Genomic DNA, 25731 nt, shown 5'->3' with positions numbered 1-25731 from the left:
GAGCGCCTAATGCGCGGCGGTGGCCGGCAATTTCAAAACGGGGATGCTCAGTTCCTGCTCGCTGGACCTGAAGCTCAGCGAGACTTTTTCAGCGGTTATCCGTTCGACCCGCCAGCCGTTGGGCAGGACATCGCCCTGCGCGGCGCTCAGGCTCTTGCCGTCGGAGGTCTTGAACAGCGCCTTGCGCAGGCTCGTGGAAACGGCGATGCCGTTCAGCGACAGGCCGGCAAGCGCTTGCGTATCGTGGTCGCCAGTGGCTGCCGGGTCCGACGGATCGGCCTGGCGGTCGCGATTGAACAGAGGTCGCTGCCATATCCCGGCATAGGACGACAGCGCAGGTGCCGCTTCGGGCTTCACGGTGGCCGCAGGCACCACCGGCGGCGGGGCCTCCGGCTCTGGGCCCCACTCGATACCCGTGCCAAGCCCCTCGAACAAGGCCAGGCACAGGGTCGCCATCGACACCACGAAAGCGCCCAGGCAAAGCGTGAGTCGGTCGGGGATTTTCATGTGGACGGCGCCCCTTTCCGGGTGGGGAGGGTTTTATCCGGCGGGTTGCCCAGGTAGGCGCTGATTTGCAGTTGTACTGCCAGGCGCTGGGCGGTCCCGGTCGCCGCAAGCGGGTTCCTGCGTATGTCGAGGGTTTCGACGAACAGCGCCACCTGCTGGTTCTCCAGGCCGTGGAGCAGCGTCACCAGCGGGGCAATCGCACAGTCCAGGCTGACGCTGACCTTGACCTGGCGATAGGGCGCGTTGTCTGCGACGGCCATCGGGATACGGTTGTTCATCGTGCAACCACCGTTGTCCGGCGGCAGCGCCTGGACCTTGGCCACCACCCACTGCATGAGCTGCGCGGTGGCGGTACCGGCGTCGGCATCCGGCAGCAGGCTGTCGTTGCCCGCCGGCGTGCTCCGGGCCTGGGCCAGTTGCGCCTGCAGCCGTGGGCGATGGGCTTCAAGCGCCTGGTAGCGCTGGTGCTGGATGCGCAATGCCGCCATGTTCGCCTCGATCGATTGCAGGGGGGCGGTGAACCACCAGTGGATACCGATGAAATAGACGGCGCTCAGGCACAGTACGGCCAGTATCAGGGCCGCCGCCCGCTGGTCACGGTGTGTCAGGCGTAGCGGCATGTCGTGCCTCCCGGGAACGCAGTCGGGCGGTGAGATTGAGGCGGTCCTGGCCGGTGTTCGCATCGGCCTGGATCACGCCCTGGAATTGCAGGTCCTGCAGGTGCGCGCAGTGCTTCATCCTGCCGATCAGCTCGCTGGCCCGGCTGCTTTGCGCGCTGAGGGTCAGGCGATCCTGGGCATCGATGGTCAACTGTTCCAGCCAGGTGTCGGCGGGTATGCAGTCGGTCAGTTCCTGCAGCAGGGCCGCCCTGGGCAGCGACTGGGCTTTTTGGGTCTGCACGTAGCGCCCGGTGTCGAGCAGTTCATCGAGCTGTTGGCGCAATACTTCAAGCTGTCGGGTATCGTTGCGCAGCGCGTCGACCTCGGCGCCCATGGCATCCAGTGCCGATTGGCGGCCATGCACCCCCAGCAACATGGCGAGCAGCACCAGCCCGGCGCCGAGCAGGGCGAGCCCGAATTGCAGCCGGCGGACCGGGTGGCGCGCCTGCGGACGGCGGTGCAGTGCCAGCAGGTTGACGTTCAGGCGCGAACCGTCGCGATCCAGAGCGTCGATGGCATCGATGCGCCAGCCGTGTCGTGCGGCTTCATCGAGGATCGTGTCGATCCGCTCGCGCAGGGCGGCCACCAGGGTCAGGTCGAACACCGCTCGGGTCCGCTCCGGCGGGCTATCGCAGACGGCATCGAAATAGACCTGGGCAGCCTTGAACGGCGTGTACTTGTCCATTTCGAAGGCCAGGGCCGCATGCACCTGCAGGGCGGCGGCATGGGGCAGTTGCACGTGGGCGAGCAGGACCTGCGTGTTGGGCATCAGCAGGACCTGGCGCTGGCCCGCCAGCGACTCATCGGCCGTGCGGGGGCCAGGCAAACCCTGTTCGGGCCAATGCAGCAACTGTTCCCGGTTCGCCGCGGCCAGGCGCTCGCGCCAGCGCCGGGGCAGGCACCCCAGCAGTTCCCGTCGCCACCAGCGCAGGAACCGTGGCAGAGGCGAAGCGTGCCAGCGCTGCGAGAACTGACGTGTGGCCTGCCGCAGTGGGCCGAGCCAGCGGTTTTCGGGTGTCTTCATTCCTGCCACCGCAACACGCGATAGAGCTGCAGGCCGCCTGCCTGGGGATTGAGCAGGAAGGTCACGCTCAGGGTTGCCGAAACCGCTGAGGGCAACGTGCCCTTTATCCGGGCGCTGTAGAGGGGGCCGGCAGGGCTTTCGAGTACGGGGGGCGGTAGCTTGAGCGCGGCTCGCAGCGGCGCGGTGGCAAGGTCCGGATCGGGTCGCGCCTGGCCGGTCCAGAGCGTCAGGTTCGGGGCCAGGCGGGCGTAGAGCGGACGATCCATCGCCGCGAACAACTGAAGCGCCTCGACGCTCCTTGGCGGGTTGCTGGCGCTGCGCCGTTCCGCCAGCTCCCGACTCAACCGGCGAGCCTGCCCGGGGCTGGCCCCCAGGTACCGCACGACTTGCTCGAAGTCTTCGGCGCTGACCTGGTTCAGATCGATCTTGCCGCGTTCGCTGTGCAGTTCGAGGCTCAGTTGGGCGTCTTCGATCGTCAGGTGATAGCGGCGGCCATCGGCGATCATGGTGGGCGTTTTGCCTGAGAGATCCTGCACCACCCGGGCCAGCCCCGACTCGGCCGCGAGCAGGGCACGGGTGCGCTGCAGGGCGTAGGCGCTCTGGCGGTTTTCCAGGCGCACCGAACCCACCACCACGGCCATCATCAGGCTCAGCAGCGCCAGGGCCCAGAGCGCCAGGACCAGTGCAGCCCCGCGGGTGTCGTGCAGGCTCGGGGTCTTCATGGCGAGGCCTGGGCATCGCTGAGGCGCAGGGCGATCTCCAATGGCGGCCAACTGATCGGGCCATCGGGTTGCAGTTCGATACGCAGCGCCAGCGGCAGGCGCTCCGGCCACGGCCAGCGCGGCAGCCAGTCGGTGGGGTGCAAGGCATTGTCCAGGCCGCGGTAGTTCAACTGCCAGTGCTCCAGATCGTGCAGCAGGACCTGCGGTTCTGCCCAGGGATGCAGGCCACGGTCGTCGAACTGGAAGAAGGCCACTTGCAGGTTCTTCGATCCGTTACGGTCTTGGATCAGCGAGAACACCTGCAGGGGCAGGCCGCCTGCCAGCCGCGCTGGCAGCGGGGCGACCAGGCTCAGTTGTTCGTGCTCACCCTCGAACACTGTGCCGTTGTTCGTGTCATCCCGGCGAAACGCGGCGGGGTAGGCCTGTTGCGCTGAGCTTCTGAGAAAGTCCTGGGCCGAGCGGATCTCGTCCAGGCGGCTGGAATAACGTTCGCCCAGCTCCTGGGTACGGCTGCTGGCGGTCAGCGTCGAGGCGATCAGCAGCATCAGCAGCCCGAGCAGGCCGAGGGCGATCAGCACTTCCAGCAAGGTGAAGCCGTGCTGGCGTGCTGTCATGGTCGGGCTCCCGCGACCTGGCCCTGGGCACGCAACGTGACGAAGCGCTCCTGGCGGCCATCCTGTTCCAGCACCAGTTCCAGCCGATAGAGGTCGACCGGCGCAGCGCCGGGTTGGACAGTAGCGGTGAGTTGCCATTGCACCTGCGCCAGGCTGCCGTGCCACTGCCCCGGCTTGAGCGGGTCGCGACGCTGCTCGTCGAACAGACTCCTGGCCAGCAGGGCCATGCGGGTGCTCTGCTCGTCGTGCAGCAAGGCCTGGCTCGTCGTGCCCATGGCGTTGAGGTAAACGGCAAAACCGATGCTCAGCAGGAGCACGGCGGCGAGCATCTCCAACAGGGTGAAACCGTTCTGGGTCGCGCCGTTCATGGCCGCGCCCCGTCCTGCCAGCTGACCTTGCCGGTCAGCCAGGCGACATCCACCCGCCAACTGTTCGCACCGCGTTGCAGGTAAATGTTGCCGCCACTGGAGCCGCCATCCGGGTAGAACTCGATCGCCCCCTCCCGGGACGATGACAGGTCGGCGGCGGTGGTCAGGCGCAGGTGCATGCCCTCGGGCAGGCGCTGTTCGGCCTGGTTGTCGACTCGATAACTGTTGCGCAGCAGATCCACGTGCAAGGTGGCCGGTTGCCCGCTCAGCACGGCGTGGTTGCGGGCACTGCGCAGGGCCAGGCCCAGTTCGCGTCTGGCCTGGCGTTCGCGGGCGTTGTCCAGGCCGCCGGCAACGCCATGGGCCAGCAGGCTGACACCGGTCGCGATGATCAGCAGCACCACCAGCATTTCCAGCAGGGTGAACCCCCGTGCGACACCGAGGCCGGTCATGGCTATTCCCAGTTGCCCAGGTCGGCGTTGTAGCCATCGCCGCCGGGTTGTCCGTCCTTGCCGAGGAAGACCAGGTCGAAGGCACCATGGGCACCGGGGGCGCGATAGCCGAAGCCATGACCGTAGGGGTCCAGCAGGTCGCTGGGTTTGGCATAGGGCCCGTTCCAGTGGCGGACATTGGCCGGCGCATTCGTCAAGTCGAGCAGTTCCCTGGGCGGCGCGCCGACGTCCAGGGCGTAGCCTTCGATCTTCATCGACAGGCTGGCCAGTTGCGCCTTGCCCGCGCCGTACTTGCCCTTGTCGATATTGGCCCCGACCTGGCGTACGACGATGGTGGCGATCACCCCGAGCAGCACGATCACGGCGAGCATTTCCAGCAGGGTGAAACCGGGGTGACGGTACGGCGAATGCTTGCGACGCATGGTGGATTCCCTTCAGAGGTTATTGGTCAGGCTCATCAGCGGCAGCATGATCGCCAGCATGATCACGCCCACCAGCGCCGCCATCAGCAGCGTCATGCCGGGGACCAGGGCGGCGAGCAGGCGATCGATATGACGTTTGGCCTCGGCGTCGAAAATGCTCGCGACCTTGAGCAGCATCCGTTCCAGTTGCCCCGACTCCTCACCGACCTGAATCATCTGGATCGCCAGTTCCGGGAAGGTCGCGGTGGCGTGCAGGGCGGTCGACAACGGGCTGCCGTCCTTGACCTTGACGATGGTCTGCTCGACCGCATCGCGCAGTACCTGGTTGCGGCAGACCTGGCGGGCGATGTCGAACGCGCCGACCAGGGCGACTCCCTGGCCCAGCAGCGTGCCCAGCGTATGGGCCAGCCGCGCGGTTTCCAGGCGTAACAGCAGGGGGCCGATGACCCGTGCGCGGAGCATCAGGCGGTGGTATTGCAGGCGACCCCGGGTCGTTCGCAGGTGCTGGACCAGCCAGGCGAGCAGCAGGAGCATGGTCCCGAACAGAGGCAGGAAGTAGTGGCCCAGAAACTGGCCGAGGGCGAGGATCACTTCGGTGATCAGCGGGACGGGTACGCCCAGGCCGCTGAAGATCGGCACGAACTGCGGCACCACATAGGCCAGCAGCAGGACCAGCGAACCCAGCACGCCAACCAGCAGGAAGGCCGGATAGATCAGTGCGTTGATCACCTCGCCACGGACTTTCCGGGTCCGTTCCAGGTAGGCGGCCAGGTGTCCCAGCGTATCGCCCAGGGCACCGCCGGCTTCTCCGGCGCGCACCAGGCTGAGGTACAACGGCGAGAAGGATGGGCCCTCGGCGGCCATGACCGCCGACAACGGCTGGCCGTCCTTGATCCCCTCATGGAGGCGTTCGAGCAGGCGCCGCGCCTGGGGTTTGCCCGGCTGGCGAACCAGGGTCGTGAGCGCTCGCTCCAGCGGCTGGCCGGCATCGAGCAGCGTGGCCAGTTGCAGGGTGAACCGCTCCAGGTCCTGGCCGGCCAGCGGGGCACGATTGAACCACGACCCGCTGACGGCGCTGCCGGCCAGCGCCGGTTCGAGTTGCAGGATCAGCAGGCCACGTTCCTGCAACTGGCTGGCGGCTTCGTCGTCGTTCGCTGCATCGAGTGCCCCGTCGAGGGGGTTGCCGTTCGGGTCGAGGGCGCGATAGCGATAGTGTTCCATGGCTATTCGCCCTGGGTGACGCGCAGGACTTCTTCCAGGCTGGTGATACCCGCCAGGGCCTGGCGCAAGCCGTCCTCGTACAGGGTTCGCAGTCCGCCAGCGCGGGCCGCCTGTTCCAGGGTCGCGGCATCGGCGTGGCGCATGAGCAGCGAGCGCAGGCTTTCGTTCATCACCAGCAGTTCACTGAGGGCGCTGCGTCCGCGATAACCACTGCCGGGGGCATCCGCGCGGGGGCGGTAGAGGCGGATCGGACGTTCGTCGGTAAAGCGCTGCAGTTGATGCTCGGCCACCAGTTCCGCTGGCGCCTCGAAGCTTTCCCGCCACTCGGGGTCCAGCCTGCGCACCAGGCGCTGGGCGAGAATGCCGTTGACTGTCGAGGCGATCAGGTAGCTTTCGACGCCCATGTCGAGCAGGCGGGTGATGCTGGCGGCGGCGCTGTTGGTGTGCAGGGTGGACAGCACCAGGTGGCCGGTCAGCGAGGACTGGATGGCGATCCGGCAGGTTTCCAGGTCGCGCATTTCGCCGATCATGATCACGTCCGGGTCCTGGCGCACGATGGAACGCAGTACTTTGGCGAAATCCAGGCCGATACTCGGCTTGACCTGGATCTGATTGATCCCCTCCAACTGGTATTCGACCGGGTCCTCGACGGTGATGATCTTGCGTTCGGCGGTATTGAGCCGCGACAGGGCGGTGTACAGGGTGGTGGTCTTGCCCGAACCGGTAGGGCCGGTGACCAGCAGGATGCCGTGGGGCCGTTCGAGCACGCCCAGCAGGGCGTCCAGGCGCGCGCCATCGAAGCCCAGGCTCTGGAAATCGAACGTCACGGTCTGGCGATCGAGCAGGCGCATCACCACCGACTCGCCGAAACTGGTGGGCACGGTGGAGACCCGCAGGTCCAGCTCCTTGCCCTGCATGCGCAGCATGATGCGGCCGTCCTGCGGCAGGCGGCGTTCGGCGATATCCAGCCGAGCCATGATCTTGATACGCGAGATCACCGCGGCCGATGAGCCGACGGGGGGCGCCTCGGCCAGTTGGAGCATGCCATCGACGCGGTAACGGATATTGAGCTGGTTCTCGAACGGCTCGATATGGATGTCCGAGGCCCGTTGTTCGACGGCCCGTTGCAGCAGCAGGTTGACTAGGCGGATCACCGGGGCTTCGGAAGCGAGATCCTTGAGGTGTTCGATATCGGTTTTCTGGTTGCCGGTGTCTTCCTCCAGGTTTTCGATCAGGGTGCCCATCGCGCTGCGGCCTCGTCCGTAGTAGCGCTCGATCAGTTGCTCGATATCGCCGCGTTGGCCGATGGACAGGCGCACCGGGCATTGGCAGGCATAGGCCAGGGCATGCAAGGCATCGGGCTGGTTCGGGTTGGCGATCAACACATGCAGCTCGCTGCCCGGGCAGGACAGGGGGACCAGGCAATGCTCCTTGAGAAAGCGCGGTGCCAGCTCCGGTGGCGTCTCCAACTGCGCGGGGGCGTCCGCCAGCGTCAGCACGGGCGTCTCCAGCAGGGTCGACCAGGCCTGGGCCAGGTCCTGCTCGGACACCAGGCCCAGGCGTGCGAGCAGTTCGGTCGAGTCGTGCCGTGCGTTGCCGTCCTGCAACTGCTGGGTCCGCTCGATATCGATGCGTTTCAGGCGACCTTCGCTGACCAGCCAGTCGATGGCCAGTCTGTCCGGATTCGGGGACATCAGGGCGTTCATGCTGCGCTCTCCAGGCTCCATGCCTCGGGTACAGCATGAATCCGATGGCCTCGGGCGCCTACTGTCAGAAATGACAGTTCCGCTGACCGTTGGTCGGTTTGTCGGGGGCTCTGGGATGCCGCCAAGGCCTCATGACCATTGGTCCGAACTGTCAGAAATGACAGTAGGCGGCCTTTCAGGTGCAGGGATAGCTTGGCGTGGATGGAGGAGTTTTGGTTTCCATTCCTTCGACCATTCGGTCGATGGTCAGATTCGCAGGAGCGATATCATGTCTAACTCAATCATTAAGAAAGTGGTGGGCCCGGTCTTTCTGCTGGTGGGCCTTTTGTTTGCATTACCGGCTTCGGCTACCGTGATCTTGTCATGCACGGGCACACTGGATGGTGCCATCGACCCGGGCCTGACTCCGGTTGCTGCGGCTCAGACCGTAGAGGCGCAAGTCAGTATCGTCTCTGCGCCGACCTGTACCCTGGCGGGTACCACCGTTCAACCGGCCAGATTGGTGTTGAACGCGAACCTGAGCTCCGGCTCTTGCACCAGCTTCTCGCTGAGTCCGGGAACCAGCATGACGATCACCTGGGATGACAACACGACGGGCACGGCGACCTATGACCCTTCCAGTCCATCGAGCTTTCCGTTGACGGGTCCTTTTGCGGCCAATTTTCTGATCAATAGTGGGCATGCTGCAGGCAAGACCATGGCCATCTCGGGGTTGCCGCCTGCCAGCGCCGCGCTGGCGAGCTGCCTGCTTTTCGGTCCGGTCACGGTCCGGCACCTGGGCATTCCGGTCTCTTTCAGTGTGATCTGAGGGGTATTGCAAAACCGGGGGAGCAGGGCTCCCCCCATTTCGAGCACTGTCAAATCCGCTCAGCGCAACCAGATCTCGCTGACCGAATGATCGCGGGACTTGCGCACCACCAGGTCGGCGCGCTCGCGGGTCGGCAGGATGTTTTCCAGCAGGTTGACCCGGTTGATGTCGTGCCAGATCTGCCGGGCGGCCTCCGGAGCCTCCTCGGGCGGCAGGTCGGCCAGTTTGCGGAAGTAGGCGCCACGTGCACGGAACGCGGTCTTCTGCAGCAGCAGGAAGCGGTCGACGTACCACTGCTCGATATCCTGCTCGTCGGCATCCAGGTAGATCGAGAAGTCGAAGAAGTCGGAGACGATGGTGCTCGGCCGCGCGCCGTCGTTGCCATGGGTCTGCAGCACGTTCAGCCCCTCGAAGATCAGGATGTCCGGCCGATTCACCACCTGGTACTGGTCCGGAACGATATCGTAGCTGACGTGGGAATAGATCGGCGCCCGCACCTCGTCTTCGCCGGCCTTGATGTTGGCGAGGAATTTGACCATCTGCCGGCGGTCGTAGCTTTCCGGGAAGCCCTTGCGGTGCATGATGCCGTCGGCGACCAGCTTGCTGTTGGGGTAGAGGAAGCCGTCGGTGGTGACCAGGGCCACGTTCGGGTGGTCCGGCCAGCGCGCCATCAGCGCCTGCAGCACGCGGGCGAAGGTACTCTTGCCCACCGCGACGCTGCCGGCGATCGCCAGGATGTAGGGGCCGCGCGGGCTGGCGCGGCCGAGAAAGGTGTCCTTGATGCCGGCCAGGTTGCGGGCCGCGCCGACGTGCAGGCTGATCAGGCGCGACAGCGGCAGGTAGACGTTGGCAACGTCCTCGAGGGAAATGTCCTCGTTGACTCCGCGCAGGGCCGCCAGGTCGTCTTCCGACAGCGTCAGCGGGGTGTTGGCGCGCAGTCCGGCCCACTCCGTGCGGCTCATTACCAGATAGTCATCAGCGGTCATTGGTTATTGTTCCACGTCCTGTTCGATCGGCTGATTATCCAACGAGTTGCCCCTGTCTGTCCGAAGGTCAGAATAATCTTTTGAATCCATTGGATATTCTGTAGCCTTGCGGCGCTGAAAAGCACTCCATGCCTGATGGATTCACCTTCCCGGTCGCTGCTTCACCTAGGCTGTGTACGAAATTGTTTGAAACGCAGGTTAGGCAAGGCAAAAACCGGCGAGGAAGCGGAGTTTACTGGAGTAAATGAGCATTCCGAGCCGGTTTTTAACGCCGCATAACCAAGTTTCAAGCGATTTCGTACATAGCCTAATATCCCGCTTCGGAAAGAGGCGGGGGCCGGGGTATACTCGACTTTCGCGCTCACGCGCTTGCAGGTCTTGCGAACATGACGCAAATTTCCGAACGCCTTCTGGTTCAAGCCCACCTCGACGCCAAGCAACCCAAACCGTTGAGTGCCGAGCAGGAGGCGACGCTCCGTGCCGAAATCGCCGCCGAGCTCAAGGCTCAGGACGCGGTGCTGGTGGCCCACTTCTACTGCGACCCGATCATCCAGGCCCTGGCCGAGGAAACCGGCGGTTGCGTGTCCGACTCCCTGGAAATGGCCCGTTTCGGCGCTGCTCACCCGGCCAAGACCGTGCTGGTGGCCGGTGTGCGCTTCATGGGCGAGACGGCGAAAATCCTCACGCCGGAAAAACGCATCCTGATGCCGACCCTGGACGCGACCTGCTCGCTGGACCTGGGCTGTCCGGTGGACGAGTTCTCCGCCTTCTGCGACCAGCATCCGGAGCGCACCGTGGTGGTGTATGCCAACACCTCGGCGGCGGTCAAGGCGCGGGCGGACTGGGTGGTGACCTCCAGTTGCGCGCTGGAAATCGTCGAAAGCCTGATGGACAACGGCGAGAAGATCATCTGGGCACCGGACAAGCACCTGGGCCGCTATATCCAGAAGCAGACCGGCGCCGACATGCTGCTGTGGGACGGTGCCTGCATCGTTCACGAGGAATTCAAGTCCCGGCAACTGGAAGATATGAAGGCGCTGTACCCCGATGCGGCGATCCTGGTCCACCCGGAATCGCCCGAGTCGGTGATCGACCTGGCCGATGCGGTCGGCTCCACCAGCCAGTTGATCAAGGCGGCGCAGACCTTGCCGAACAAGACCTTCATCGTCGCCACCGATCGCGGCATCTTCTACAAGATGCAGCAGTTGTGTCCGGACAAGGTCTTCATCGAGGCGCCGACCGCAGGTAACGGTGCGGCGTGCCGCAGTTGCGCCCACTGCCCTTGGATGGCGATGAATACCCTGGAGCGTACGCTGCAGTGCCTGCGTGAGGGCAGCAACGAGATCTTCGTCGATCCGTCGATCGTTCCCCGGGCGGTGCGCCCGCTCAAGCGCATGCTGGATTTCACCCAGGCGGCGCGGATGAAGCTGAGCGGCAACGCCTGAGCCGTTTTCGCTTTGCGAGGTGTGCGGGTTCCGGGTAGGGCTTAGCGGCCTCTTCGCGGGCAAGCCTCGCTCCTACAAGGGATAGTGTCATGCGCCAAACGGTGTACGACGCAAGTCCGTAGGAGCGCGGCTTGCCCGCGAATACAGTCGCAAGCCTGGCTCGCTCCCCAAGCCACCGGCATCACCCTCGGATCCGGTGTGAGCGCCAGCGCTTGCGTCAGCCGCCCATCATGTCCTTGACCAGGCGTTCCTGGTCGATCATTTCCTTCTGCCGCGCGTCGATCCGCGAGGCCAATTGGAAGTTCGGCGCCCGGCGCTTGGCGAAGTCCAGTTGCTGGATCGCCTGCTTGTAGTCGCCAACCAGGGCGAAGTATTCGGCCCGCGCCTGGTGCAGGCCGATGATGTTGCCGGACTGGCCACGGGTTTCGGCGATCTGGTACCAGATGTCCGGGTCATCCGCACGGGTCTTGAGCAGGTCGACCAGCACCTTCTCGGCTTCGGCAGGCTTGTTCTGCTTGCCCAGCAGGTCGACCTGGAGCTGCTTGAGCGGATAGTTGCCCGGATACAGGGCCAGCATCCGCTCGGTGCGCTGCGCGGCATCCGGCAGGCGGCCGCTGCTGATGTCGAGCTCGATCTGGGCCAGGTTGTAGATGATTTCGTTGGGCGACTTGGCCAGCAGTGGCTTGAGGTTCTCCCGCGCATCATTCAACTGGCTGCCCTTGATCTGGGCGATGGCCAGGCCATAGCGGGCGATCTCGGACTTGGGGTTTTCGTCCAGTTGGGCGCGGAAGCGCTTGGCCGCCAGCCCCGGGGAATCCTCGTAGGAGAGCATGACCCGGGCGCGAATCAGTTGGTAGCGCAGGCTGTCCTCGATACCGCCGGGCTTGGCCTGTTCGGCGCGGTTGCGGGTGTCGGCGATCCGCGATTCGGTGACCGGGTGGGTCAACAGGAATTCCGGTGGCTTGGCATCGAAGCGGTAGATGCGCATCAGGCGTTCGAACATGGTCGGCATGTTGCGCGGATCGTAGCCGGCCTTCTCCAGGTTGAGGATGCCGATCCGGTCGGCCTCCTGCTCGTTCTGGCGGGAGAAGCGCTGTTTCTCCTGGAAGGCGGCGGCCTGGGTCCCGGCGATGGTGGCGATACCGGCATCGCCGCCGCCGGCCGCAGCGACGATGATCCCGGTCAGCAGGGCTGCCATCATCGGCAACTGCATGCGTTGCTGGGCTTCGACGCCGCGGGCGAAGTGACGTTGCGACAGGTGCGCCAGTTCGTGGGCCAGTACCGAGGCGTACTCGCCTTCGGTCTGGGCGTTGAGGAACAGGCCGCCGTTGATCCCGATGATCCCCCCGGGTGCGGCGAAGGCGTTGAGCTGGTTGCTGTCGATCAAGATGAATTCCAGGCGCCGGTCCTGTACCTGGCTGGTTTCGACCAGCTTGTAGACCGTGGTTTCCACGTAGTCCTTGAGCTGCGGATCGTTCAGTTGCTTGACCTGGCTGCGCAGCAGGCTCAGCCAGGCGCGGCCCAACTGGTATTCCTGCTGGGGCGAGACGATGGCGGAGCTGGCGTCACCGAGTGACGGCAGGTCGTCGGCGAAGCCGGGGGAGGCGAGCAGGCAGGCGAGCGTCAGCAGGGTGGGGCGCAGAAATGTCATGCACAGGGCTCTAGTTCGGCAAAGCCCTTACTGTAGCCGCACACCACGTCGACGACCAGAGGTGGTATCGCTTGGGTTATCCTAGGCGGCTCGAACCCTCCGATCCGACACGCCGCCAGGAGTGAAGCAATGACCGACGCTGTAGAGTACGACGCCGAGCTGGATGCCAGCGGCCTGAACTGCCCGCTGCCACTGCTCAAGGCCAAGCTTGAACTCAATCGCCTGGCCAGCGGCGCGGTACTCAAGGTGATCGCCACCGATGCCGGTTCGCAGCGGGATTTCCGCACCTTCGCCAAACTGGCCGGGCATACGCTGTTGCGCGAGGAGGAAGACGCCGGGGTCTATCGCTATTGGCTGCGCAAGGCCTGAATGTCCAGCACTTAAATCGTTAGGGATTATTGATGTTCAAAGTGTTACGTGACTGGATCCAGCGCTACTTTTCCGACGAGGAAGCGGTGGTATTGGCCGTTCTGCTGTTCCTGGCGTTCACGGCCGTGCTGACCCTGGGCAAGATGCTCGCGCCGGTCCTGGCGGGGATGGTTCTGGCCTATCTGATGCAGGGCCTGGTGTTTGGGCTGGAGCGCATGCGCCTGCCTGGCGCGGCTGCGGTCGGCCTGGTGTTCGCGCTGTTTATGGGTTGCCTGTTGCTGTTCATGCTGGTGGTGGTGCCGCTGCTCTGGCACCAGTTGATCACGCTGTTCAACGAGTTGCCGGGGATGCTGGCCAAGTGGCAGTCGTTGCTGCTGTTGCTGCCGGAACGTTATCCACACCTGGTGTCCGACGAGCAGGTGTTGCAGGCGATCGAGGTGGCGCGGGGCGAAATCGGCAAGTTTGGCCAGTGGGCGCTGACCTTCTCGCTGTCCAGCCTGCCGCTGCTGGTCAACATGATGATCTACCTGGTACTGGTGCCGATTCTGGTGTTCTTCTTCCTCAAGGACCGGGCGAAGATCCGCGACTGGGTGCGTGGCTACCTGCCGCGCGAGCGGGCGCTGATCACCCGGGTGGCGGAGGAAATGAACCGGCAGATTGCCAACTACATCCGTGGCAAGGTGATCGAGATCATCATCTGCGGTGGGGTCACCTACATCGCTTTCGTCGCACTGGGCCTCAATTACGCCGCCTTGCTGGCCCTGCTGGTGGGGCTCTCGGTGGTGGTGCCGTATGTCGGCGCGGTGGTGGTGACCGTGCCGGTGACCCTGATCGCGCTGTTCCAGTGGGGCTGGAGCGACCAGTTCATCTACCTGATGGCGGTCTACGGGATCATCCAGACCCTCGATGGCAACGTGCTGGTGCCGCTGCTGTTCTCCGGGGCGGTGAACCTGCACCCGGTGGCGATCATTTGCGCGGTGCTGCTGTTTGGCGGGTTGTGGGGCTTCTGGGGGGTGTTCTTCGCCATTCCGCTGGCGACGCTGTTCAAGGCCGTGCTGGATGCCTGGCCGCGTAGGGAGCCGATCGTGGCACCGTTGCTGTAGGAGGATTGGCTTTTTTGTGGGAGCGGGCTTGCCCGCGAAGCTTTTGGCGGTCTTGCGGGCCTCTTCGCGGGCAAGCCCTGCTCCTACAGTTCGGTGTCGATCACAACATTCACGTACTACACCAGCCTGTAGGAGCGGGCGGTGCGGCGATCCGACTTGCCCGCGAAGCTTTTAGCTGCCGAGGCCGGTCAGGCCTTGTTCAGCGCCTGCGCCGCGGCCAGTACTGCATCCACGTGGCCTGGCACCTTCACGCCCCGCCATTCCTGGCGCAGCACGCCTTTCGCATCGATCAGGAACGTGCTGCGGTCGACGCCCAGGTATTCCTTGCCGTAGAGCTTCTTCAGCTTGATCACGTCGAACAGCTGGCAGACCGCCTCGTCCTTGTCGCTGATCAGCTCGAAGGGAAACGCCTGCTTGCACTTGAAGTTCTCGTGGGACTTCAGACCATCGCGCGAAACGCCGAAAACCTCGGTGTTGGCCGCCTGGAACGCCGCGTACTGGTCGCGAAAGCCCTGGCCCTCGGTGGTGCAGCCCGGGGTGCTGTCCTTGGGGTAGAAGTAGATCACCACCTGCTTGCCCTTCAACTCGGACAGGCTGACGGTCTTGCCGCTGGTGGCAGGTGCCTGGAAATCGGTTACGGCTTCATTGATGACAACGGCCATGCTGGCTCCTTACATGGGGTTCTGTGGGCGCCACGGTTCGATCAGCGCATCGAGGTTCATCGCGTCGGCGAAGTCCAGGAACTGGTCGCGCAACCAGCTGATCTGCACGCCGGGCGGCAGGGTCACGGTGAAGGTGGCGTTGAGCATGGTGCCGCCGGTGTGCGGGGCCAGGTAGGTGTCGCAGGTCAGGTTCTCCAGGTCGACGTTGTGGTCGATGAAGAACTGGCACAGTTCGTTGATGATGTCCGAACGGTAGGCCGAGCTGACATAGGCGACGTACGGCAGGGCCTGGGGACGGTTCTCCAGGGCACCGCTGCGCACCACGTTGACGGTCAGGTTGTGTTTCTTCGCCAGGTTCGGCAGGGCGGCCTCAAGGCGGGCCAGGGCGTCCCAGTTGCCGGAAATCTGCAGGACCAGCGCGCTGTACTCGCCATGGCGGGTCAGGCGCGAGGTCACCACGGCGCAGCGGTTTTCATGGCTGGCGCGGCACAGGACGTTGGTCAGCTCCATGGGGTTGGCGCCGAGGGCACTGATGACAAGGAATTGTTCGCGGACAGTGGGGGTGGACATGCAGCATTCCTAAAGCGATGAGCGGTCGGTACGTCGGGGCGTCATGGTTCGGCTCCTGCCCCGCGTGATGCTCGACGGCCGGGAAACGCGTCAAACCCTTGCATCGGCCTCTCAGGTGCGGGCGAGAGCGGGCGGCGGCAAGGCTGGAGCGGGTTTCGGGCGGCGAAAAGGGAGTCTGGAACCCGGCACATGACTGACTCAGTACCGATCAAAGTCTGAAGGGTAGCGAAAACCGGCGCCAAGGGGAATGCTCATGGCGAGTACTTCGCTTGTACAAGGCTGATGGCGCCAGTACCATTACCGCTCTCTTTTTCCGGCAGGAGCGGTTGCATGATTGCGGGCAGTATGGTGGCACTGGTCACACCCATGGATGCACAGGGTAATCTTGACTGGGACAGCCTGACCAAGCTGGTGGACTTCCACCTGCAAAACGGCACCAATGCCATTGTCGCGGTCGGTACCACGGGTGAGTCGGCGACCCTCGACGTGCACGAGCACATCGAAGTCATTCGTCGTGTGGTCGACCAGGTTGCCGGGCGCATCCCGGTGATCGCCGGCACGGGCGCCAACTCGACCCGCGAAGCGATCGAGCTGACCAGCAACGCCAAGAGCGCCGGCGCCGATGCCTGCCTGCTGGTGACCCCGTACTACAACAAGCCGACCCAGGAAGGCCTGTACCAGCATTTCCGTGCGATCGCCGAAGCGGTCGACATCCCGCAGATCCTCTACAACGTACCGGGCCGTACCGCTTGCGACATGCAGGCCGAGACCGTGATCCGCCTGTCGAGCGTGCCAAACATCATCGGCATCAAGGAAGCCACCGGCGACCTGGAGCGCGCCAAGGCCATCCTGGCCGGCGTGAGCGGCGACTTCCTGGTCTACTCCGGCGACGACGCCACCGCGGTCGAGCTGATGCTGCTCGGCGGCAAGGGCAATATCTCGGTGACCGCCAACGTCGCCCCGCGTGAAATGAGCGAGTTGTGCGCCGCCGCGCTGCGTGGCGATGCCGATACCGCTCGTGCGATCCACCAGAAACTGATGCCGCTGAACAAGACCCTGTTCATCGAATCCAACCCGATCCCCGTGAAATGGGCGTTGCATGAGATGGGCCTGATGCCGGACGGTATCCGTCTGCCGCTCACCTGGCTCAGCGCCACCTGTCACGAATCGCTGCGGCAGGCCATGCGCCAGTCCGGCGTCCTGGTTTAATTGAGGAAACACACCGCATGAAGCGATTGGCCGGACTTTCCGCACTTGCCTTGATTATCTCCAGCACCAGTGGCTGTGGCTGGCTTTGGGGCCCGGAAGGCTATTTCCGCGACCGTGGCAGCGACTACCTGGAGGCGCAGCAGACGCCAGCCATGCAGCTGCCGCCGGACATCACCACGGGCAAGCGTCTTGACCCGCTGTTGCCGATCCCGCGCAACGTCGCCAGCGAAACCGTCAAGGGCCCATACGAGGTGCCACGTCCGCAGCCGTTGCAGCTCGCGGCCAGTGCCAGCGACTACAGCCTGCAGAAGAGCGGCGACTCGAGCTGGATCCTGGGCCAGCACCCGCCGGCCGAAGTCTGGTCGGTGGCCATGCAGTTCTTCCAGGACAACGGTTTCCGTATCGACTCGCAACGTCCGCAGACCGGTGAATTCACCACCGCCTGGCAGCACTCCGACGAGCTTTCGGCGAGCCTGGCCAAGCGCCTGGGCAGCAGCGGCGCAGCCGGCAACGAAACCCGCGTGCGGGTACGTATCGAGCCGGGCGTGCAGCGCAATACCAGCGAAATCTACGTGGTCAGCGCCGAGCGTCCGGTGGGCAGCACGGCCAACGTCGACTTCACCGCGCGTTCGGTCAACACCGGCCTGGATTCGGCCCTGGTCGACGAAATGCTCTCGAGCATGAGCCGCAGCGCCGAGAAGGGCGGTTCGGTGTCCCTGCTGGCCGCCCGCGACTTCGATACCCCGAGCCGCGTCAGCCTGAGCCAGGACGGCAGCGGCAACCCGGTACTGAACGTCGGCGAAGACCTCGATCGTGCCTGGTCCAGCGTCGGCCGTGCCCTGGAGCAGGGCCAATGGCGTGTCGAAGACATCAACCGCAGCCTGGGCCTGTACTACATCAACCTGGCGGAAAAGGCCGAGCGCAAGAACGAGGAGCCTGGCTTCTTCGGCAAGCTGTTCGGCAGCAAACCGGCCAAGGAAGAGATCGAAGCCCGTGCCGAGCGCTACCAGGTTCGCCTGAGCAAGGTCGGCGACAGCGTGCAGGTCACCGTCGAGAAGGATATCAACACCGTGGCGCCGGCTGACGTGGCGCGTCGGGTGCTGGGTGTGATTCAGGACAACCTGGGCTGATTGCCGATGCGTTTTGCCGTTCTCGGCAGTGGTAGCCAAGGGAACGGCACACTGATAGCCAGTGGCGACACCTGTGTACTGGTCGATTGTGGTTTCTCCCTGCGGGAAACCGAGCGGCGCCTGGCGCGCCTGGGTGTACACCCGGCGCAACTGAGCGCGATCCTGGTAACCCACGAACATGCCGACCATGTGCATGGCGTGGGTTTGCTGTCTCGGCGCTACAATCTACCGGTGTACCTCAGTCGCGGCACCTTGCGCGGGATGCGCAAGCCTGTGGAGCCCGCGGGGTTCGTGGCGGGGGGCGAAACGCTGCGGATCGGCTCGCTGGCGATCGAGGTGGTTTGCGTCGCCCACGATGCCCTGGAACCGACGCAATACGTGTTCAGCGACGGCCAGCGGCGTTTCGGTCTGCTGACCGACCTGGGCTCGTACTGTGGGACCGTCATGGACCGCTACAGCGGCCTCGATGCACTGATGATCGAGGCCAATCATTGCCGCGACCTGCTGGCACGGGGGCATTACCCGTACTTTCTCAAGCAGCGGGTGGGCGGTGAACGAGGACATTTGAACAACCACCAGGCTGCCAACCTGGTGGCCGAGCTGGGCTGGCAGGGCTTGCAACACCTGGTGCTGGCCCACCTGAGCAGCAAGAACAACCTGCCGCAGCTGGCCCGGCAATGTTTTGTCGACACCCTCGGGTGCGACCCGGACTGGCTGCAACTGGCCGATCAAGATTCAGGGCTCGACTGGCGACATATCGCCGGGCCCAACAATTTAACAAGCGGAGCCCATCATGGAAAAACGTGAAGAACTCTACCGCGGCAAAGCCAAGTCGGTTTACAAGACCGACGACGCCGACCGCTTGATCCTGCTGTTTCGCAACGACACTTCGGCGTTCGACGGCAAGCGCATCGAACAACTGGATCGCAAGGGCATGGTGAACAACAAGTTCAACGCCTTCATCATGCAGAAACTCGAAGCGGCCGGTGTACCGACCCAGTTCGACAAGCTGCTGGGCGACAACGAGTCGCTGGTGAAAAAGCTCGACATGATTCCGGTGGAATGCGTGGTGCGTAACTACGCGGCCGGCAGCCTGGTCAAGCGCCTGGGTGTGGAAGAGGGCATGAAGCTCAACCCCTACACCTTCGAACTGTTCCTCAAGGACGACGCCAAGGGCGATCCGTTCATCAACGAATCCCACGTCGTGGCCTTCGGTTGGGGCACCGCCGAGCAACTGGCACGCATGAAGGAACTGTCGCTCAAGGTCAACGAGATCCTGAGTAAGCTGTTCGATGACGCCGGCCTGCTGCTGGTCGACTTCAAGCTGGAATTCGGCGTGTTCAGCGACGGCTCCATCGTTCTGGGCGACGAGTTCAGCCCGGACGGCTGCCGCCTGTGGGACAAGGACACCAAGAAGAAGATGGACAAGGACCGCTTCCGCCAGGGCCTCGGTGACGTCATCGAAGCCTACGAAGAAGTCGCCCATCGCCTGGGTGTACCGCTGTAATCGACGCAAGCATCTGATAGCACGGAATTTTTTTGCTTCAGGGGGTTCGCTTCCGGCAAAAGTGTTGGTATGATGCGCGCCATTGGAGAGATGCCAGAGTGGCCGAATGGGACGGATTCGAAATCCGTTGTACCTTCGCGGGTACCTAGGGTTCGAATCCCTATCTCTCCGCCATAACATGAAAAGCCCCTGAAGTCGCGAGACTCCAGGGGCTTTTTGCATATTGGCGTCACTCAATTTTTTACGCCTCTTGCAGCGATACCGGCTCGACCTCTGGTTTATGCTTGATTCTCATGTGGCTATAACCTATTCGAGTGCGAGCGGTGTCGCTACATGTTTGAACTCGCCTCATCCGACTGCTTTCATTGGCCTGATCAGGCTCTCCGCTGGAATTCCAAACATCTCATGCAGTTTCCAGATCATGGGCAGCGTCAGGGCTCGCTTACCATTCAGTACCTCATAGACTCTATTCTGCCGGCCAATGGCAGGCACAAGGTCAGCCGCTGTCAGTCCAGATTGCTCCATCCTCAATTCGACTGTATCGGCATCAAACCCCGTCAATCCTGGGAGTGCCAGGCGCAAACCTTGAGAAAATGTGAGTTTTCAGAATGCCTGGGCTCAGGCCTGCAGATAGCCTTGAATACGCCGCAGAAAACCGGCTTCGAATGCGTCTCGACCAGTTTGCGTAAGATAAAGCCGGCGCCGTCGCGCCAGTTCGGCCCAGAGTGGCGAGCCATCGGCCTGCTGCAGCCAGCGCTCGGCCTCGCGGGCCCCCTCGGCGAGTTGGCGGGCGTAGTGGCTGTCCCAGGGTGTCGGTGGTTCATGGGTGTCGTTGGCGGCGCGGCGTGTTGCCGGGATGTGGAGAGCGCGGGGCTGGGGCGATTCCAGTCGCTGAAGCGCCAGGGTGTAGAGCGCAATGCCATCGGCGATCAGGCGATGGGCCAGGCGTTCCTGTTCCGGGTCACGAAAGGCTACGCAGCGTGCGCCGTCAAGGCAGAACCTGGCGGCGACTCGAAAATGTGCGGCGGCTTCCAGAGGATTCAGAGAGGCCAGCCGGATCAGGTCGGACGGCGGTAGGCGAGACAGTAGCGAGCGATCAATCATGGAGGGGGCCTCCGTGATCGTGATGCAACGAAGCTGGACGTAGCGGGCGGTGCCCGTGCGTAAAAGGGGGGTAGGCCATTATCCTTATCTCCTCAGACGGGTTAAGGAACTGCCATCCATCGTTGCGACACGGAAAGGGTGGCAGACCGTACGAGGGTCGCAAACCGGCGTCTGAGGAAACCGGCCAGGCCGAAGCCTGCCCCGCACGGTCCGCCATAGAAATGCACTAGCCGGACACCAGAAGCGCCAGCCAGACAGCTATGGCGCTAAACCGCGCCTCAGACACATGAAACAGGTTGCGACACCCGACCACAGGATTGACTGCGGCAAGACTAGGCTAGTGGCGGCGCTGCCAATCTAATAGTCAGGTATCGGCTACGCAATGGAAGTGCGGGTCTTATTGTTTTGTAGGACTTTTCGTTTAGCGGAGGGCGCAAGCCAGCGCCCTTGGTTGAGGGGCATATTCTCACCGCGTTACGGATTCACCTGGTGTCCGTTGCATGCCGTATCGGGCGCTGCGGCTTCCGTTCCCGAGACGGGGCGATGGGAGACTACCTTGGACAGGCCGACTCCCAGGGCCTGGAGCACCTTCAGCACGGTCGACAGTTTCGGGTCGCCACCGGTCGCCAGGGACCTGTAGAGATTCGGCCTGGCCAGGCCGGTGTTTTGAGAGAGGCTGCTCATGCCCCCCTCGCTTCTACAAGACGACGGATGGCGATAAGAAACGCGTCTTCCCCGCCGACCTCGTCGATTTCCTCGAGCGCGACAGACAGATACTCAAGGGCAAATGCTTCGTCGTCTCGAAGCATTTCAAGAACGCTGTCTTCGTGAGAACGAGTCCGGGTCGTCATTTTCCTTTCACCTTGTGGTTTATCCAGAGAGCCTTGGCTTGATTGATGTCGTTCTGCTGTCTGTCCTTGGAGCCTCCACCCAGCAGGAAAATGACCTTTCGGCCTTCCAGGGCGTAATAGACACGGTAGCCAGGACCCAAATCGAGCTTCATTTCAAACACGCCATCGCCCACCGGCTCGGTTACGCCAAAATGGCCGAGAGAGGCACGGTCGACCCGGGCGGTGATTCTTGCCCTGGTGCGAACGTCTCGCACGCTATCGAGCCAGGCCTGGTAGATATCCACGCCATTGGCAGACAGTAAGTGTTCCACCTCGTACATCCTGAATGTACCTTAAAAGAGACATTTGGTTGATTGGATTTTTGTATGGATCTCGCTGGTTGGGTGAGGTAGCCACCCGTATCGGTAGCGCCGAGTAGCCGTGAAAGGGCTTGGGGCGTAGGGACGAGGCTCGAGGGAGCGGTGACGAAATCAGGCTAGCGCCGGTGGACTCAGCCTCACAGTCAGGCGTCGGCTATGCAGCATCGCGTGCGGCTCTTATTGCTTCGTAGGTTTTTTCGCTGTGCGCGTCCTGGCTGGTGCGTGCCCCCCGTCACTGGGCGGGATTTCCTGAAACACCCCTTGTACACTGGGGGGTGTTCCGGGGAGAGGGGGAGTAACGGATGAATCGCAACGAGCTGCGCAAGGCCGACATCAACCTGATGGTGGTGTTCGAGGCGCTGATGCTGGAGCGCAATGTCACGCGGGTGGCGGAAAAGCTCTTTCTGGGCCAGCCGACCATCAGCTCGGCGCTCAATCGCCTGCGGGCGATGTTCAACGATCCGCTGTTCATCCGCGTCGGCCATCGCATGGAGCCGACCGCCCGGGCCGAGGAGCTCATCCAGTACCTGTCGCCGGCCCTCGACTCGCTGTCCAATGCCCTGAGCCTGACCCACGATTTCGACCCGGCCAGCAGCACCATGACCTTTCGCATCGGGCTGTCGGACGACGTCGAATTCGGCCTGTTGCCCAACCTGCTGCGCGCCCTGCGCCAGGAGGCGCCGAATGTGATGATCGTGGTCCAGCACGTCGACTACTGGCGTATTCCGGACCTGCTCGCCTCCGGCGATATCACGGTCGGCATCAGCCAGACCCGCGGCCTGCCGGCCAACGCCAAGCGCAAGCTGCTGCGGCACATCCAGCCGATGCTGCTGCGCGCCGATGCCTCGTCGACGCCCATGAGCCTGGATGAATACTGTGCCCGCCCGCATGTGCTGGTGTCCCACACGGCGAACGTCAGCAGCCTGGCCGATGAGTGGCTGGCGGAAATCGGCCGCAAGCGCCATGTGGTGCTGTCGGTACCGCAATACAGCGCCTTGCCGGCCCTGCTGGCGGGGACCGACCTGATCGCCGGCCTGCCGGACTACGCGGCGCTGGCGATGGCCGCGTCGGGCTCGGTGTTTGCCGAACCGCTGCCGTTCAAGACGCCGACCCTCGACCTGTCGATGGTCTGGCTCGGCATCGTCGACACCGACCCGGCTGAACGCTGGCTGCGTTCGCGGCTGGAGCAATTCATGAGCGACCGCCTGCCCCCGGCGCTTGCGTGAGGTTTTTCTGACCGCTTCGACAGGCCGCGTGCTATACCTTTGGCTTTGTCCACCGACCTTTCGGAGCTAGCGCATGCCTCACGTTTTCCTGGAATACACCTCGAACCTGACCGATTTCGAGCCCGACAACGCCCTGTTGCGGATCAACCATGTGCTGGTGGCGTCCGGCCAGTTCGCGGCGGAGTCCACCATCAAGAGCCGGGCGACCCGGGTGGAGAGCTTTCGCGTGGGCACCGGCCTGAATGTGCGTGGTTTCGTGCATGTGAAACTGGCCCTGCTGAGTGGGCGCTCTGCGCAAGTCAAGGCACAACTTTCCGAGAACCTGCTGGCCGGCTTGCAGGAACTCGGCAATTGGCCGGCATCGGTCGAAGTGCAACTGTCGGTGGAATTGGTGGACCTGGATCGTGAGTCTTACGGAGAAATCACGCTCTGACCTGACATTGTTTAGTCGCTGGGCAACCGAGCATCATGAAAACTGTATTTAATGGCTGATTCCGGCGTGTGAGTCTGCAGCTCTTCTGTTCACTGCGGCAGGCTCATGGACGCGCGCATCAACCCGATCAGGCAGGACGTGTCGGCCGTTGGCCAGGCGCCGGGTATCGATGCTGCCGGTCTGTCGATGGCGGCCCTGCCCAGCGCGGTCGCGCTGCCTTGCGAACTGGCCTTCTGGGCGCTGTGGCATTGCCGCCATGCGCGTCCGCCGGATGTTCTCCCTTCCCGTTGAGTCATTTCACTGACTGCGGGCGGCCCTTGTCCGCCGCCCGGGTCGACATGGCGGGCGTCGTTGCGCCCGCCTGACGCGGAATAGGAGAAAACGCCCCATGAGTGTTGCCTGTCAGTCCTTCGCTGCGCTGGAAGAAGCCCGGTCGTTCCTGGAACGGAACCCGGATATCGAAATGTTCGAGCTGTTCATCATCGATAACAACGGTGTGCCGCGCGGCAAGTTGCTGCACCGGGACGAACTGCTGGCGGTGTATGCCGGCGGCCGGCCCTTGCCGAGCACGATCCTCGGCCTGACCCTCAACGGCGACGATGTGGAAAACTCCGGGCTGGTCTGGGACGTCGGCGATATCGACTGTCGTGCCTATCCCATCGCTGGCAGCCTGCAGCGCATGCCCTGGCGGCGGATACCGACTGCGGCGGTGCAGGTCGGCATGCACCCCAGCGAGGGGCTGCCAGCGGCGGTGGCCGATCCACGCCAGTTGCTGGCCAAGGTGGTCGGGCAACTCCAGGCCGCAGGCTACTACCCGGTGATGGCTGCCGAGCTGGAGTTCTACCTGCTCGACCAGCAGCGCGACAGCAACGGCCGCCCGCAGCCGGCCCGCGACGCCGATGGTGGGCGGCCACGGACCACGCAGGTCTATGGCTTGCGCGAGCTGGAGCAGATCGAACCATTTCTCGCCGACCTTTACGAGGCCTGCAAGCTGCAGGGCATTCCCGCGCGCACGGCGATTTCCGAATATGCCCCCGGCCAGGTGGAAATCACCCTCGAACACCGTGCCGATGCCTTGCAGGCGATGGATGAGGCGGTGCGCTACAAGCGATTGGTCAAGGGCGTGGCCCACAAGCATGGGATGATCGCCTGCTTCATGGCCAAGCCCTTCGATGACCAGGCCGGTACCGGCATGCACATGCACGTGAGCCTGGCCGACAGGGAAGGGAACAACCTGTTCGCCAGCGACGCGGCCGAGGGCACGCCGCTGCTCAGGCAGGCGGTGGGCGGCATGCTCGCGACCCTGCTCGATTCGTTGCTGCTGTTCTGTCCCCATGCCAACTCCTACCGACGTTTCCAGAGCAACAGCTACGCGCCGCTGGCCGCGACCTGGGGGATCGACAACCGCACCGTGAGCCTGCGGGTGCCGGGTGGGCCGGCGGCGTCGCGGCATATCGAACACCGGATCTGCGGCGCCGATGCCAATCCGTACCTGGCGGCCGCGGCGATCCTGGCGGGCATCCATCACGGCATCGTTGCGCAACGGGATCCCGGCGCGCCGATCGAAGGCAACGGCTATGCCCAGGCCGGCGAGCGCCTGCCCACCGACTGGCTGACCAGCCTGCGGGCGCTGGAGGGTTCCCGCTGGGCGCGCGAGACCTTCGGCGACGAGTTCCTTGGCGTTTATCTGGCGGTCAAGCGTGCCGAGTATCGGCAATTCATGGGCGAGGTGGGCGAGCAGGACTGGCGCTGGTACCTGCACCCGGCGTGAAAGTCACGGCTTGATGCGGCCGCGGCGTATTTTTCACGAAATGTTGATGCCCACCTGACTAAGGTTCGAGTGCTGTCGGGAGAAGCTTCCCCGCTCGCGACAGCGCTTCCGATCGTCGGTCAATGCAACAGAGTCCGTCAGACATGTCAGCGCCATCGCCTTCACTTGTCGAGCTTGAGTTCGCCCGCCAGCATGCGCGCGAGCATGCACGGGTGTGCCGTGATGCTCATCCCCAGGGCGTATTGGCACGCATTGGGCATTGGCGCGAAGAGTGCCTGGTACGCCAGGCGCTGAAGATGGCCGGTGAACCGGGCCTGGTGCTGGACCTGCCCTGTGGCGCCGGGCGTTTCTGGCCGGTGTTGGCCAAGCGTGGCAACCGCGTGGTGCTGGCGGCGGACTCGTCGCGGGAAATGCTCGAACACTGCGCGGTGCATCATCCGCCCGAGCTGTTCAGGCGGGTCAGGACCTTCCAGAGTTCGGCGTTCGCCATCGGCCTGCCGGAAAATGCGGTGGACTGCATTTTCTGCGTGCCATTGTTTGCCCATATCGCCGAGTGCGAGCACCGCCTGGCGATCCTGGGCGAGTTTCACCGGGTCAGTCGCGACACGGTGATTCTGTCCGTGTGCCTGGGCGGCAATCTCATGGCCTGGCGCCACCGCCACGCGACCGTTCGTCCGGAACTGGAAAACCAGCCGGTGCTGCTGGGCAAGGCGCAGATCGAAGCCGAGTTCCACGAGGCCGGTTTCGAGATCGTCGGCCATCGTGACTTCCTGCCGGGGTGTGCCATGCGTCGGGTCTATGTCCTGCGCAAGGACAGCTGACATCTTCCGGGCCCTGCGAACTTGACGAGTA

The 25731-nt window shown here is 63.8% G+C and carries 29 protein-coding genes, 1 tRNA gene and 2 pseudogenes; 14 read left to right on the top strand and 18 right to left on the bottom strand.

The window, feature by feature from the left end; genetic code table 11:
* Positions 1 to 6: 6 nt before the first annotated feature.
* Genes ACM62G_RS04175 through gspE form a run of 10 tightly spaced genes read right to left on the bottom strand, consistent with a single transcriptional unit; the run spans position 7 to position 7695 of the window.
* Positions 7 to 507, bottom strand: a complete 501-nt coding sequence (locus ACM62G_RS04175) for a general secretion pathway protein GspN (protein WP_273819286.1) — start codon at positions 505 to 507, stop codon at positions 7 to 9.
* Complete coding sequence (gene gspM, locus ACM62G_RS04170; protein ID WP_054056486.1) at positions 504 to 1127, bottom strand: type II secretion system protein GspM; 624 nt, start codon at positions 1125 to 1127, stop codon at positions 504 to 506. Before gspM ends, ACM62G_RS04175 begins: the two co-directional genes overlap by 4 nt.
* Complete coding sequence (locus ACM62G_RS04165) at positions 1102 to 2190, bottom strand: PilN domain-containing protein (RefSeq protein WP_419736731.1); 1089 nt, start codon at positions 2188 to 2190, stop codon at positions 1102 to 1104. The genes gspM and ACM62G_RS04165 overlap by 26 nt, the downstream gene beginning before the upstream one ends.
* Entirely contained in the window at positions 2187 to 2912 is a 726-nt protein-coding gene (locus ACM62G_RS04160; RefSeq protein ID WP_273819288.1) for a general secretion pathway protein GspK, read from the bottom strand. Before ACM62G_RS04160 ends, ACM62G_RS04165 begins: the two co-directional genes overlap by 4 nt.
* Positions 2909 to 3526 carry a prepilin-type N-terminal cleavage/methylation domain-containing protein gene (locus ACM62G_RS04155; protein WP_419736730.1) on the bottom strand — a complete coding sequence of 206 codons (618 nt, stop codon included), beginning with the start codon at positions 3524 to 3526 and terminating at the stop codon, positions 2909 to 2911. Before ACM62G_RS04155 ends, ACM62G_RS04160 begins: the two co-directional genes overlap by 4 nt.
* On the bottom strand, positions 3523 to 3894 hold the full coding sequence (locus ACM62G_RS04150) for a type IV pilus modification PilV family protein (protein ID WP_054064015.1): 372 nt from the start codon (positions 3892 to 3894) through the stop codon (positions 3523 to 3525). Before ACM62G_RS04150 ends, ACM62G_RS04155 begins: the two co-directional genes overlap by 4 nt.
* Positions 3891 to 4346, bottom strand: a complete 456-nt coding sequence (locus ACM62G_RS04145; protein ID WP_054060218.1) for a GspH/FimT family pseudopilin — start codon at positions 4344 to 4346, stop codon at positions 3891 to 3893. The genes ACM62G_RS04150 and ACM62G_RS04145 overlap by 4 nt, the downstream gene beginning before the upstream one ends.
* Before the next feature lie 2 nt (positions 4347 to 4348).
* The gene (gene gspG / locus ACM62G_RS04140; RefSeq protein ID WP_273819292.1) at positions 4349 to 4768 is read right to left on the bottom strand and encodes a type II secretion system major pseudopilin GspG; all 420 of its coding nucleotides are present in this window, start codon (positions 4766 to 4768) and stop codon (positions 4349 to 4351) included.
* Between the two features lie 12 nt (positions 4769 to 4780).
* A complete protein-coding gene (locus ACM62G_RS04135) occupies positions 4781 to 5989 on the bottom strand; it encodes a type II secretion system F family protein (RefSeq protein ID WP_273819293.1) in 1209 nt (402 codons plus the stop codon).
* Positions 5990 to 5991: 2 nt separating this feature from the next.
* Entirely contained in the window at positions 5992 to 7695 is a 1704-nt protein-coding gene (gene gspE, locus ACM62G_RS04130) for a type II secretion system ATPase GspE (RefSeq protein WP_419736729.1), read from the bottom strand.
* Positions 7696 to 7963: 268 nt separating this feature from the next.
* Between gspE and ACM62G_RS04125 the strand changes: the two genes are divergently transcribed.
* On the top strand, positions 7964 to 8503 hold the full coding sequence (locus ACM62G_RS04125) for a hypothetical protein (RefSeq protein ID WP_419736728.1): 540 nt from the start codon (positions 7964 to 7966) through the stop codon (positions 8501 to 8503).
* 59 nt (positions 8504 to 8562) lie between these two features.
* Here the strand turns inward: ACM62G_RS04125 and coaA are convergent, their stop codons facing one another.
* Positions 8563 to 9489, bottom strand: a complete 927-nt coding sequence (coaA, locus tag ACM62G_RS04120) for a type I pantothenate kinase (protein ID WP_054060223.1) — start codon at positions 9487 to 9489, stop codon at positions 8563 to 8565.
* Between the two features lie 386 nt (positions 9490 to 9875).
* On the opposite strand from coaA, the gene nadA reads away from it, so the two are divergent.
* Positions 9876 to 10934 (top strand): quinolinate synthase NadA, encoded by a 1059-nt coding sequence (nadA, locus tag ACM62G_RS04115; RefSeq protein ID WP_273819294.1) that lies wholly within the window; start codon positions 9876 to 9878, stop codon positions 10932 to 10934.
* Positions 10935 to 11151: 217 nt separating this feature from the next.
* Here nadA and ACM62G_RS04110 read toward each other — a convergent pair whose 3' ends face one another.
* A complete protein-coding gene (locus ACM62G_RS04110; protein WP_054060225.1) occupies positions 11152 to 12585 on the bottom strand; it encodes a M48 family metalloprotease in 1434 nt (477 codons plus the stop codon).
* A gap of 129 nt (positions 12586 to 12714) precedes the next feature.
* Between ACM62G_RS04110 and ACM62G_RS04105 the strand changes: the two genes are divergently transcribed.
* The gene (locus tag ACM62G_RS04105; RefSeq protein ID WP_054060226.1) at positions 12715 to 12954 is read left to right on the top strand and encodes a sulfurtransferase TusA family protein; all 240 of its coding nucleotides are present in this window, start codon (positions 12715 to 12717) and stop codon (positions 12952 to 12954) included.
* Between the two features lie 32 nt (positions 12955 to 12986).
* Positions 12987 to 14057: an AI-2E family transporter gene (locus ACM62G_RS04100; protein WP_054060227.1), complete on the top strand. Its 1071-nt coding sequence runs from the start codon at positions 12987 to 12989 to the stop codon at positions 14055 to 14057.
* Between the two features lie 188 nt (positions 14058 to 14245).
* Here the strand turns inward: ACM62G_RS04100 and ACM62G_RS04095 are convergent, their stop codons facing one another.
* Together ACM62G_RS04095 and ACM62G_RS04090 are read right to left on the bottom strand one after the other, a co-directional pair.
* The gene (locus ACM62G_RS04095) at positions 14246 to 14719 is read right to left on the bottom strand and encodes a peroxiredoxin (protein WP_054064022.1); all 474 of its coding nucleotides are present in this window, start codon (positions 14717 to 14719) and stop codon (positions 14246 to 14248) included.
* A gap of 9 nt (positions 14720 to 14728) precedes the next feature.
* Positions 14729 to 15289, bottom strand: coding sequence for a glycine cleavage system protein R (locus ACM62G_RS04090; protein ID WP_054060229.1), 561 nt, complete (start codon positions 15287 to 15289; stop codon positions 14729 to 14731).
* Between the two features lie 330 nt (positions 15290 to 15619).
* On the opposite strand from ACM62G_RS04090, the gene dapA reads away from it, so the two are divergent.
* The 5 genes from dapA to ACM62G_RS04065 all read left to right on the top strand — a co-directional run bounded on the left by dapA (position 15620) and on the right by ACM62G_RS04065 (position 19309).
* Positions 15620 to 16498, top strand: coding sequence for a 4-hydroxy-tetrahydrodipicolinate synthase (gene dapA, locus ACM62G_RS04085; protein WP_054064023.1), 879 nt, complete (start codon positions 15620 to 15622; stop codon positions 16496 to 16498).
* A 17-nt stretch (positions 16499 to 16515) separates the two neighbouring features.
* Complete coding sequence (bamC, locus tag ACM62G_RS04080) at positions 16516 to 17628, top strand: outer membrane protein assembly factor BamC (protein ID WP_054060231.1); 1113 nt, start codon at positions 16516 to 16518, stop codon at positions 17626 to 17628.
* A gap of 6 nt (positions 17629 to 17634) precedes the next feature.
* The gene (locus ACM62G_RS04075; protein ID WP_273819295.1) at positions 17635 to 18435 is read left to right on the top strand and encodes an MBL fold metallo-hydrolase; all 801 of its coding nucleotides are present in this window, start codon (positions 17635 to 17637) and stop codon (positions 18433 to 18435) included.
* Positions 18422 to 19135, top strand: a complete 714-nt coding sequence (gene purC, locus ACM62G_RS04070; RefSeq protein WP_010450180.1) for a phosphoribosylaminoimidazolesuccinocarboxamide synthase — start codon at positions 18422 to 18424, stop codon at positions 19133 to 19135. Before ACM62G_RS04075 ends, purC begins: the two co-directional genes overlap by 14 nt.
* 84 nt (positions 19136 to 19219) lie before the next feature.
* Positions 19220 to 19309: transfer RNA gene (locus ACM62G_RS04065), tRNA-Ser, on the top strand.
* A gap of 174 nt (positions 19310 to 19483) precedes the next feature.
* On the opposite strand, the pseudogene ACM62G_RS04060 reads toward ACM62G_RS04065, so the two are convergent.
* The 4 genes and pseudogenes from ACM62G_RS04060 to ACM62G_RS04045 form a co-directional block, all read right to left on the bottom strand.
* Positions 19484 to 19678: pseudogene (locus tag ACM62G_RS04060) on the bottom strand (helix-turn-helix domain-containing protein); the annotation flags it as partial.
* 75 nt (positions 19679 to 19753) lie between these two features.
* Positions 19754 to 20239 (bottom strand): LasR-specific antiactivator QslA, encoded by a 486-nt coding sequence (locus ACM62G_RS04055; RefSeq protein ID WP_419736727.1) that lies wholly within the window; start codon positions 20237 to 20239, stop codon positions 19754 to 19756.
* Positions 20240 to 20713: 474 nt separating this feature from the next.
* Positions 20714 to 21090: pseudogene (locus ACM62G_RS04050) on the bottom strand (addiction module antidote protein).
* The gene (locus tag ACM62G_RS04045) at positions 21087 to 21410 is read right to left on the bottom strand and encodes a type II toxin-antitoxin system RelE/ParE family toxin (RefSeq protein ID WP_054060234.1); all 324 of its coding nucleotides are present in this window, start codon (positions 21408 to 21410) and stop codon (positions 21087 to 21089) included. The pseudogene ACM62G_RS04050 and the gene ACM62G_RS04045 overlap by 4 nt, the downstream one beginning before the upstream one ends.
* 341 nt (positions 21411 to 21751) lie before the next feature.
* Between ACM62G_RS04045 and ACM62G_RS04040 the strand changes: the two genes are divergently transcribed.
* From ACM62G_RS04040 to ACM62G_RS04020, 5 genes are all read left to right on the top strand, one after another.
* The gene (locus tag ACM62G_RS04040) at positions 21752 to 22675 is read left to right on the top strand and encodes a LysR substrate-binding domain-containing protein (RefSeq protein WP_419736726.1); all 924 of its coding nucleotides are present in this window, start codon (positions 21752 to 21754) and stop codon (positions 22673 to 22675) included.
* A 73-nt stretch (positions 22676 to 22748) separates the two neighbouring features.
* Complete coding sequence (locus ACM62G_RS04035) at positions 22749 to 23108, top strand: 5-carboxymethyl-2-hydroxymuconate Delta-isomerase (RefSeq protein ID WP_419736725.1); 360 nt, start codon at positions 22749 to 22751, stop codon at positions 23106 to 23108.
* Between the two features lie 105 nt (positions 23109 to 23213).
* A complete protein-coding gene (locus ACM62G_RS04030) occupies positions 23214 to 23399 on the top strand; it encodes a hypothetical protein (RefSeq protein ID WP_054060237.1) in 186 nt (61 codons plus the stop codon).
* Positions 23400 to 23496: 97 nt separating this feature from the next.
* Positions 23497 to 24879, top strand: coding sequence for a glutamine synthetase family protein (locus ACM62G_RS04025; protein WP_416772270.1), 1383 nt, complete (start codon positions 23497 to 23499; stop codon positions 24877 to 24879).
* Between the two features lie 143 nt (positions 24880 to 25022).
* Entirely contained in the window at positions 25023 to 25700 is a 678-nt protein-coding gene (locus ACM62G_RS04020) for a class I SAM-dependent methyltransferase (protein WP_273819300.1), read from the top strand.
* Positions 25701 to 25731: the final 31 nt, after the last annotated feature.

Source organism: Pseudomonas sp. COR18 (assembly GCF_048568395.1).
Lineage (GTDB): Bacteria > Pseudomonadota > Gammaproteobacteria > Pseudomonadales > Pseudomonadaceae > Aquipseudomonas > Aquipseudomonas fuscovaginae_B.
Note: the sequence above shows the minus strand (reverse complement) of the source record. Positions and strands in the feature narration are given on the sequence as shown.

Excerpts from the sequence above, each read along its gene's own strand:
- gspM (WP_054056486.1), bottom strand. The coding sequence starts at position 1,127 with ATGCCGCTACGCCTGACACACCGTGACCAGCGGGCGGCGGCCCTGATA.
- ACM62G_RS04150 (WP_054064015.1), bottom strand. The coding sequence starts at position 3,894 with ATGAACGGCGCGACCCAGAACGGTTTCACCCTGTTGGAGATGCTCGCC.
- ACM62G_RS04075 (WP_273819295.1), top strand. The coding sequence starts at position 17,635 with ATGCGTTTTGCCGTTCTCGGCAGTGGTAGCCAAGGGAACGGCACACTG.
- ACM62G_RS04095 (WP_054064022.1), bottom strand. The coding sequence starts at position 14,719 with ATGGCCGTTGTCATCAATGAAGCCGTAACCGATTTCCAGGCACCTGCC.
- ACM62G_RS04030 (WP_054060237.1), top strand. The coding sequence starts at position 23,214 with ATGGACGCGCGCATCAACCCGATCAGGCAGGACGTGTCGGCCGTTGGC.
- ACM62G_RS04110 (WP_054060225.1), bottom strand. The coding sequence starts at position 12,585 with ATGACATTTCTGCGCCCCACCCTGCTGACGCTCGCCTGCCTGCTCGCC.
- ACM62G_RS04035 (WP_419736725.1), top strand. The coding sequence starts at position 22,749 with ATGCCTCACGTTTTCCTGGAATACACCTCGAACCTGACCGATTTCGAG.
- ACM62G_RS04125 (WP_419736728.1), top strand. The coding sequence starts at position 7,964 with ATGTCTAACTCAATCATTAAGAAAGTGGTGGGCCCGGTCTTTCTGCTG.
- gspE (WP_419736729.1), bottom strand. The coding sequence starts at position 7,695 with ATGAACGCCCTGATGTCCCCGAATCCGGACAGACTGGCCATCGACTGG.
- gspG (WP_273819292.1), bottom strand. The coding sequence starts at position 4,768 with ATGCGTCGCAAGCATTCGCCGTACCGTCACCCCGGTTTCACCCTGCTG.
- ACM62G_RS04135 (WP_273819293.1), bottom strand. The coding sequence starts at position 5,989 with ATGGAACACTATCGCTATCGCGCCCTCGACCCGAACGGCAACCCCCTC.
- ACM62G_RS04020 (WP_273819300.1), top strand. The coding sequence starts at position 25,023 with ATGTCAGCGCCATCGCCTTCACTTGTCGAGCTTGAGTTCGCCCGCCAG.
- nadA (WP_273819294.1), top strand. The coding sequence starts at position 9,876 with ATGACGCAAATTTCCGAACGCCTTCTGGTTCAAGCCCACCTCGACGCC.
- ACM62G_RS04045 (WP_054060234.1), bottom strand. The coding sequence starts at position 21,410 with ATGTACGAGGTGGAACACTTACTGTCTGCCAATGGCGTGGATATCTAC.
- ACM62G_RS04090 (WP_054060229.1), bottom strand. The coding sequence starts at position 15,289 with ATGTCCACCCCCACTGTCCGCGAACAATTCCTTGTCATCAGTGCCCTC.
- ACM62G_RS04105 (WP_054060226.1), top strand. The coding sequence starts at position 12,715 with ATGACCGACGCTGTAGAGTACGACGCCGAGCTGGATGCCAGCGGCCTG.
- bamC (WP_054060231.1), top strand. The coding sequence starts at position 16,516 with ATGAAGCGATTGGCCGGACTTTCCGCACTTGCCTTGATTATCTCCAGC.
- ACM62G_RS04165 (WP_419736731.1), bottom strand. The coding sequence starts at position 2,190 with ATGAAGACACCCGAAAACCGCTGGCTCGGCCCACTGCGGCAGGCCACA.
- purC (WP_010450180.1), top strand. The coding sequence starts at position 18,422 with ATGGAAAAACGTGAAGAACTCTACCGCGGCAAAGCCAAGTCGGTTTAC.
- ACM62G_RS04155 (WP_419736730.1), bottom strand. The coding sequence starts at position 3,526 with ATGACAGCACGCCAGCACGGCTTCACCTTGCTGGAAGTGCTGATCGCC.
- ACM62G_RS04160 (WP_273819288.1), bottom strand. The coding sequence starts at position 2,912 with ATGAAGACCCCGAGCCTGCACGACACCCGCGGGGCTGCACTGGTCCTG.
- coaA (WP_054060223.1), bottom strand. The coding sequence starts at position 9,489 with ATGACCGCTGATGACTATCTGGTAATGAGCCGCACGGAGTGGGCCGGA.
- ACM62G_RS04175 (WP_273819286.1), bottom strand. The coding sequence starts at position 507 with ATGAAAATCCCCGACCGACTCACGCTTTGCCTGGGCGCTTTCGTGGTG.
- ACM62G_RS04055 (WP_419736727.1), bottom strand. The coding sequence starts at position 20,239 with ATGATTGATCGCTCGCTACTGTCTCGCCTACCGCCGTCCGACCTGATC.
- ACM62G_RS04145 (WP_054060218.1), bottom strand. The coding sequence starts at position 4,346 with ATGACCGGCCTCGGTGTCGCACGGGGGTTCACCCTGCTGGAAATGCTG.
- dapA (WP_054064023.1), top strand. The coding sequence starts at position 15,620 with ATGATTGCGGGCAGTATGGTGGCACTGGTCACACCCATGGATGCACAG.
- ACM62G_RS04025 (WP_416772270.1), top strand. The coding sequence starts at position 23,497 with ATGAGTGTTGCCTGTCAGTCCTTCGCTGCGCTGGAAGAAGCCCGGTCG.
- ACM62G_RS04100 (WP_054060227.1), top strand. The coding sequence starts at position 12,987 with ATGTTCAAAGTGTTACGTGACTGGATCCAGCGCTACTTTTCCGACGAG.
- ACM62G_RS04040 (WP_419736726.1), top strand. The coding sequence starts at position 21,752 with ATGAATCGCAACGAGCTGCGCAAGGCCGACATCAACCTGATGGTGGTG.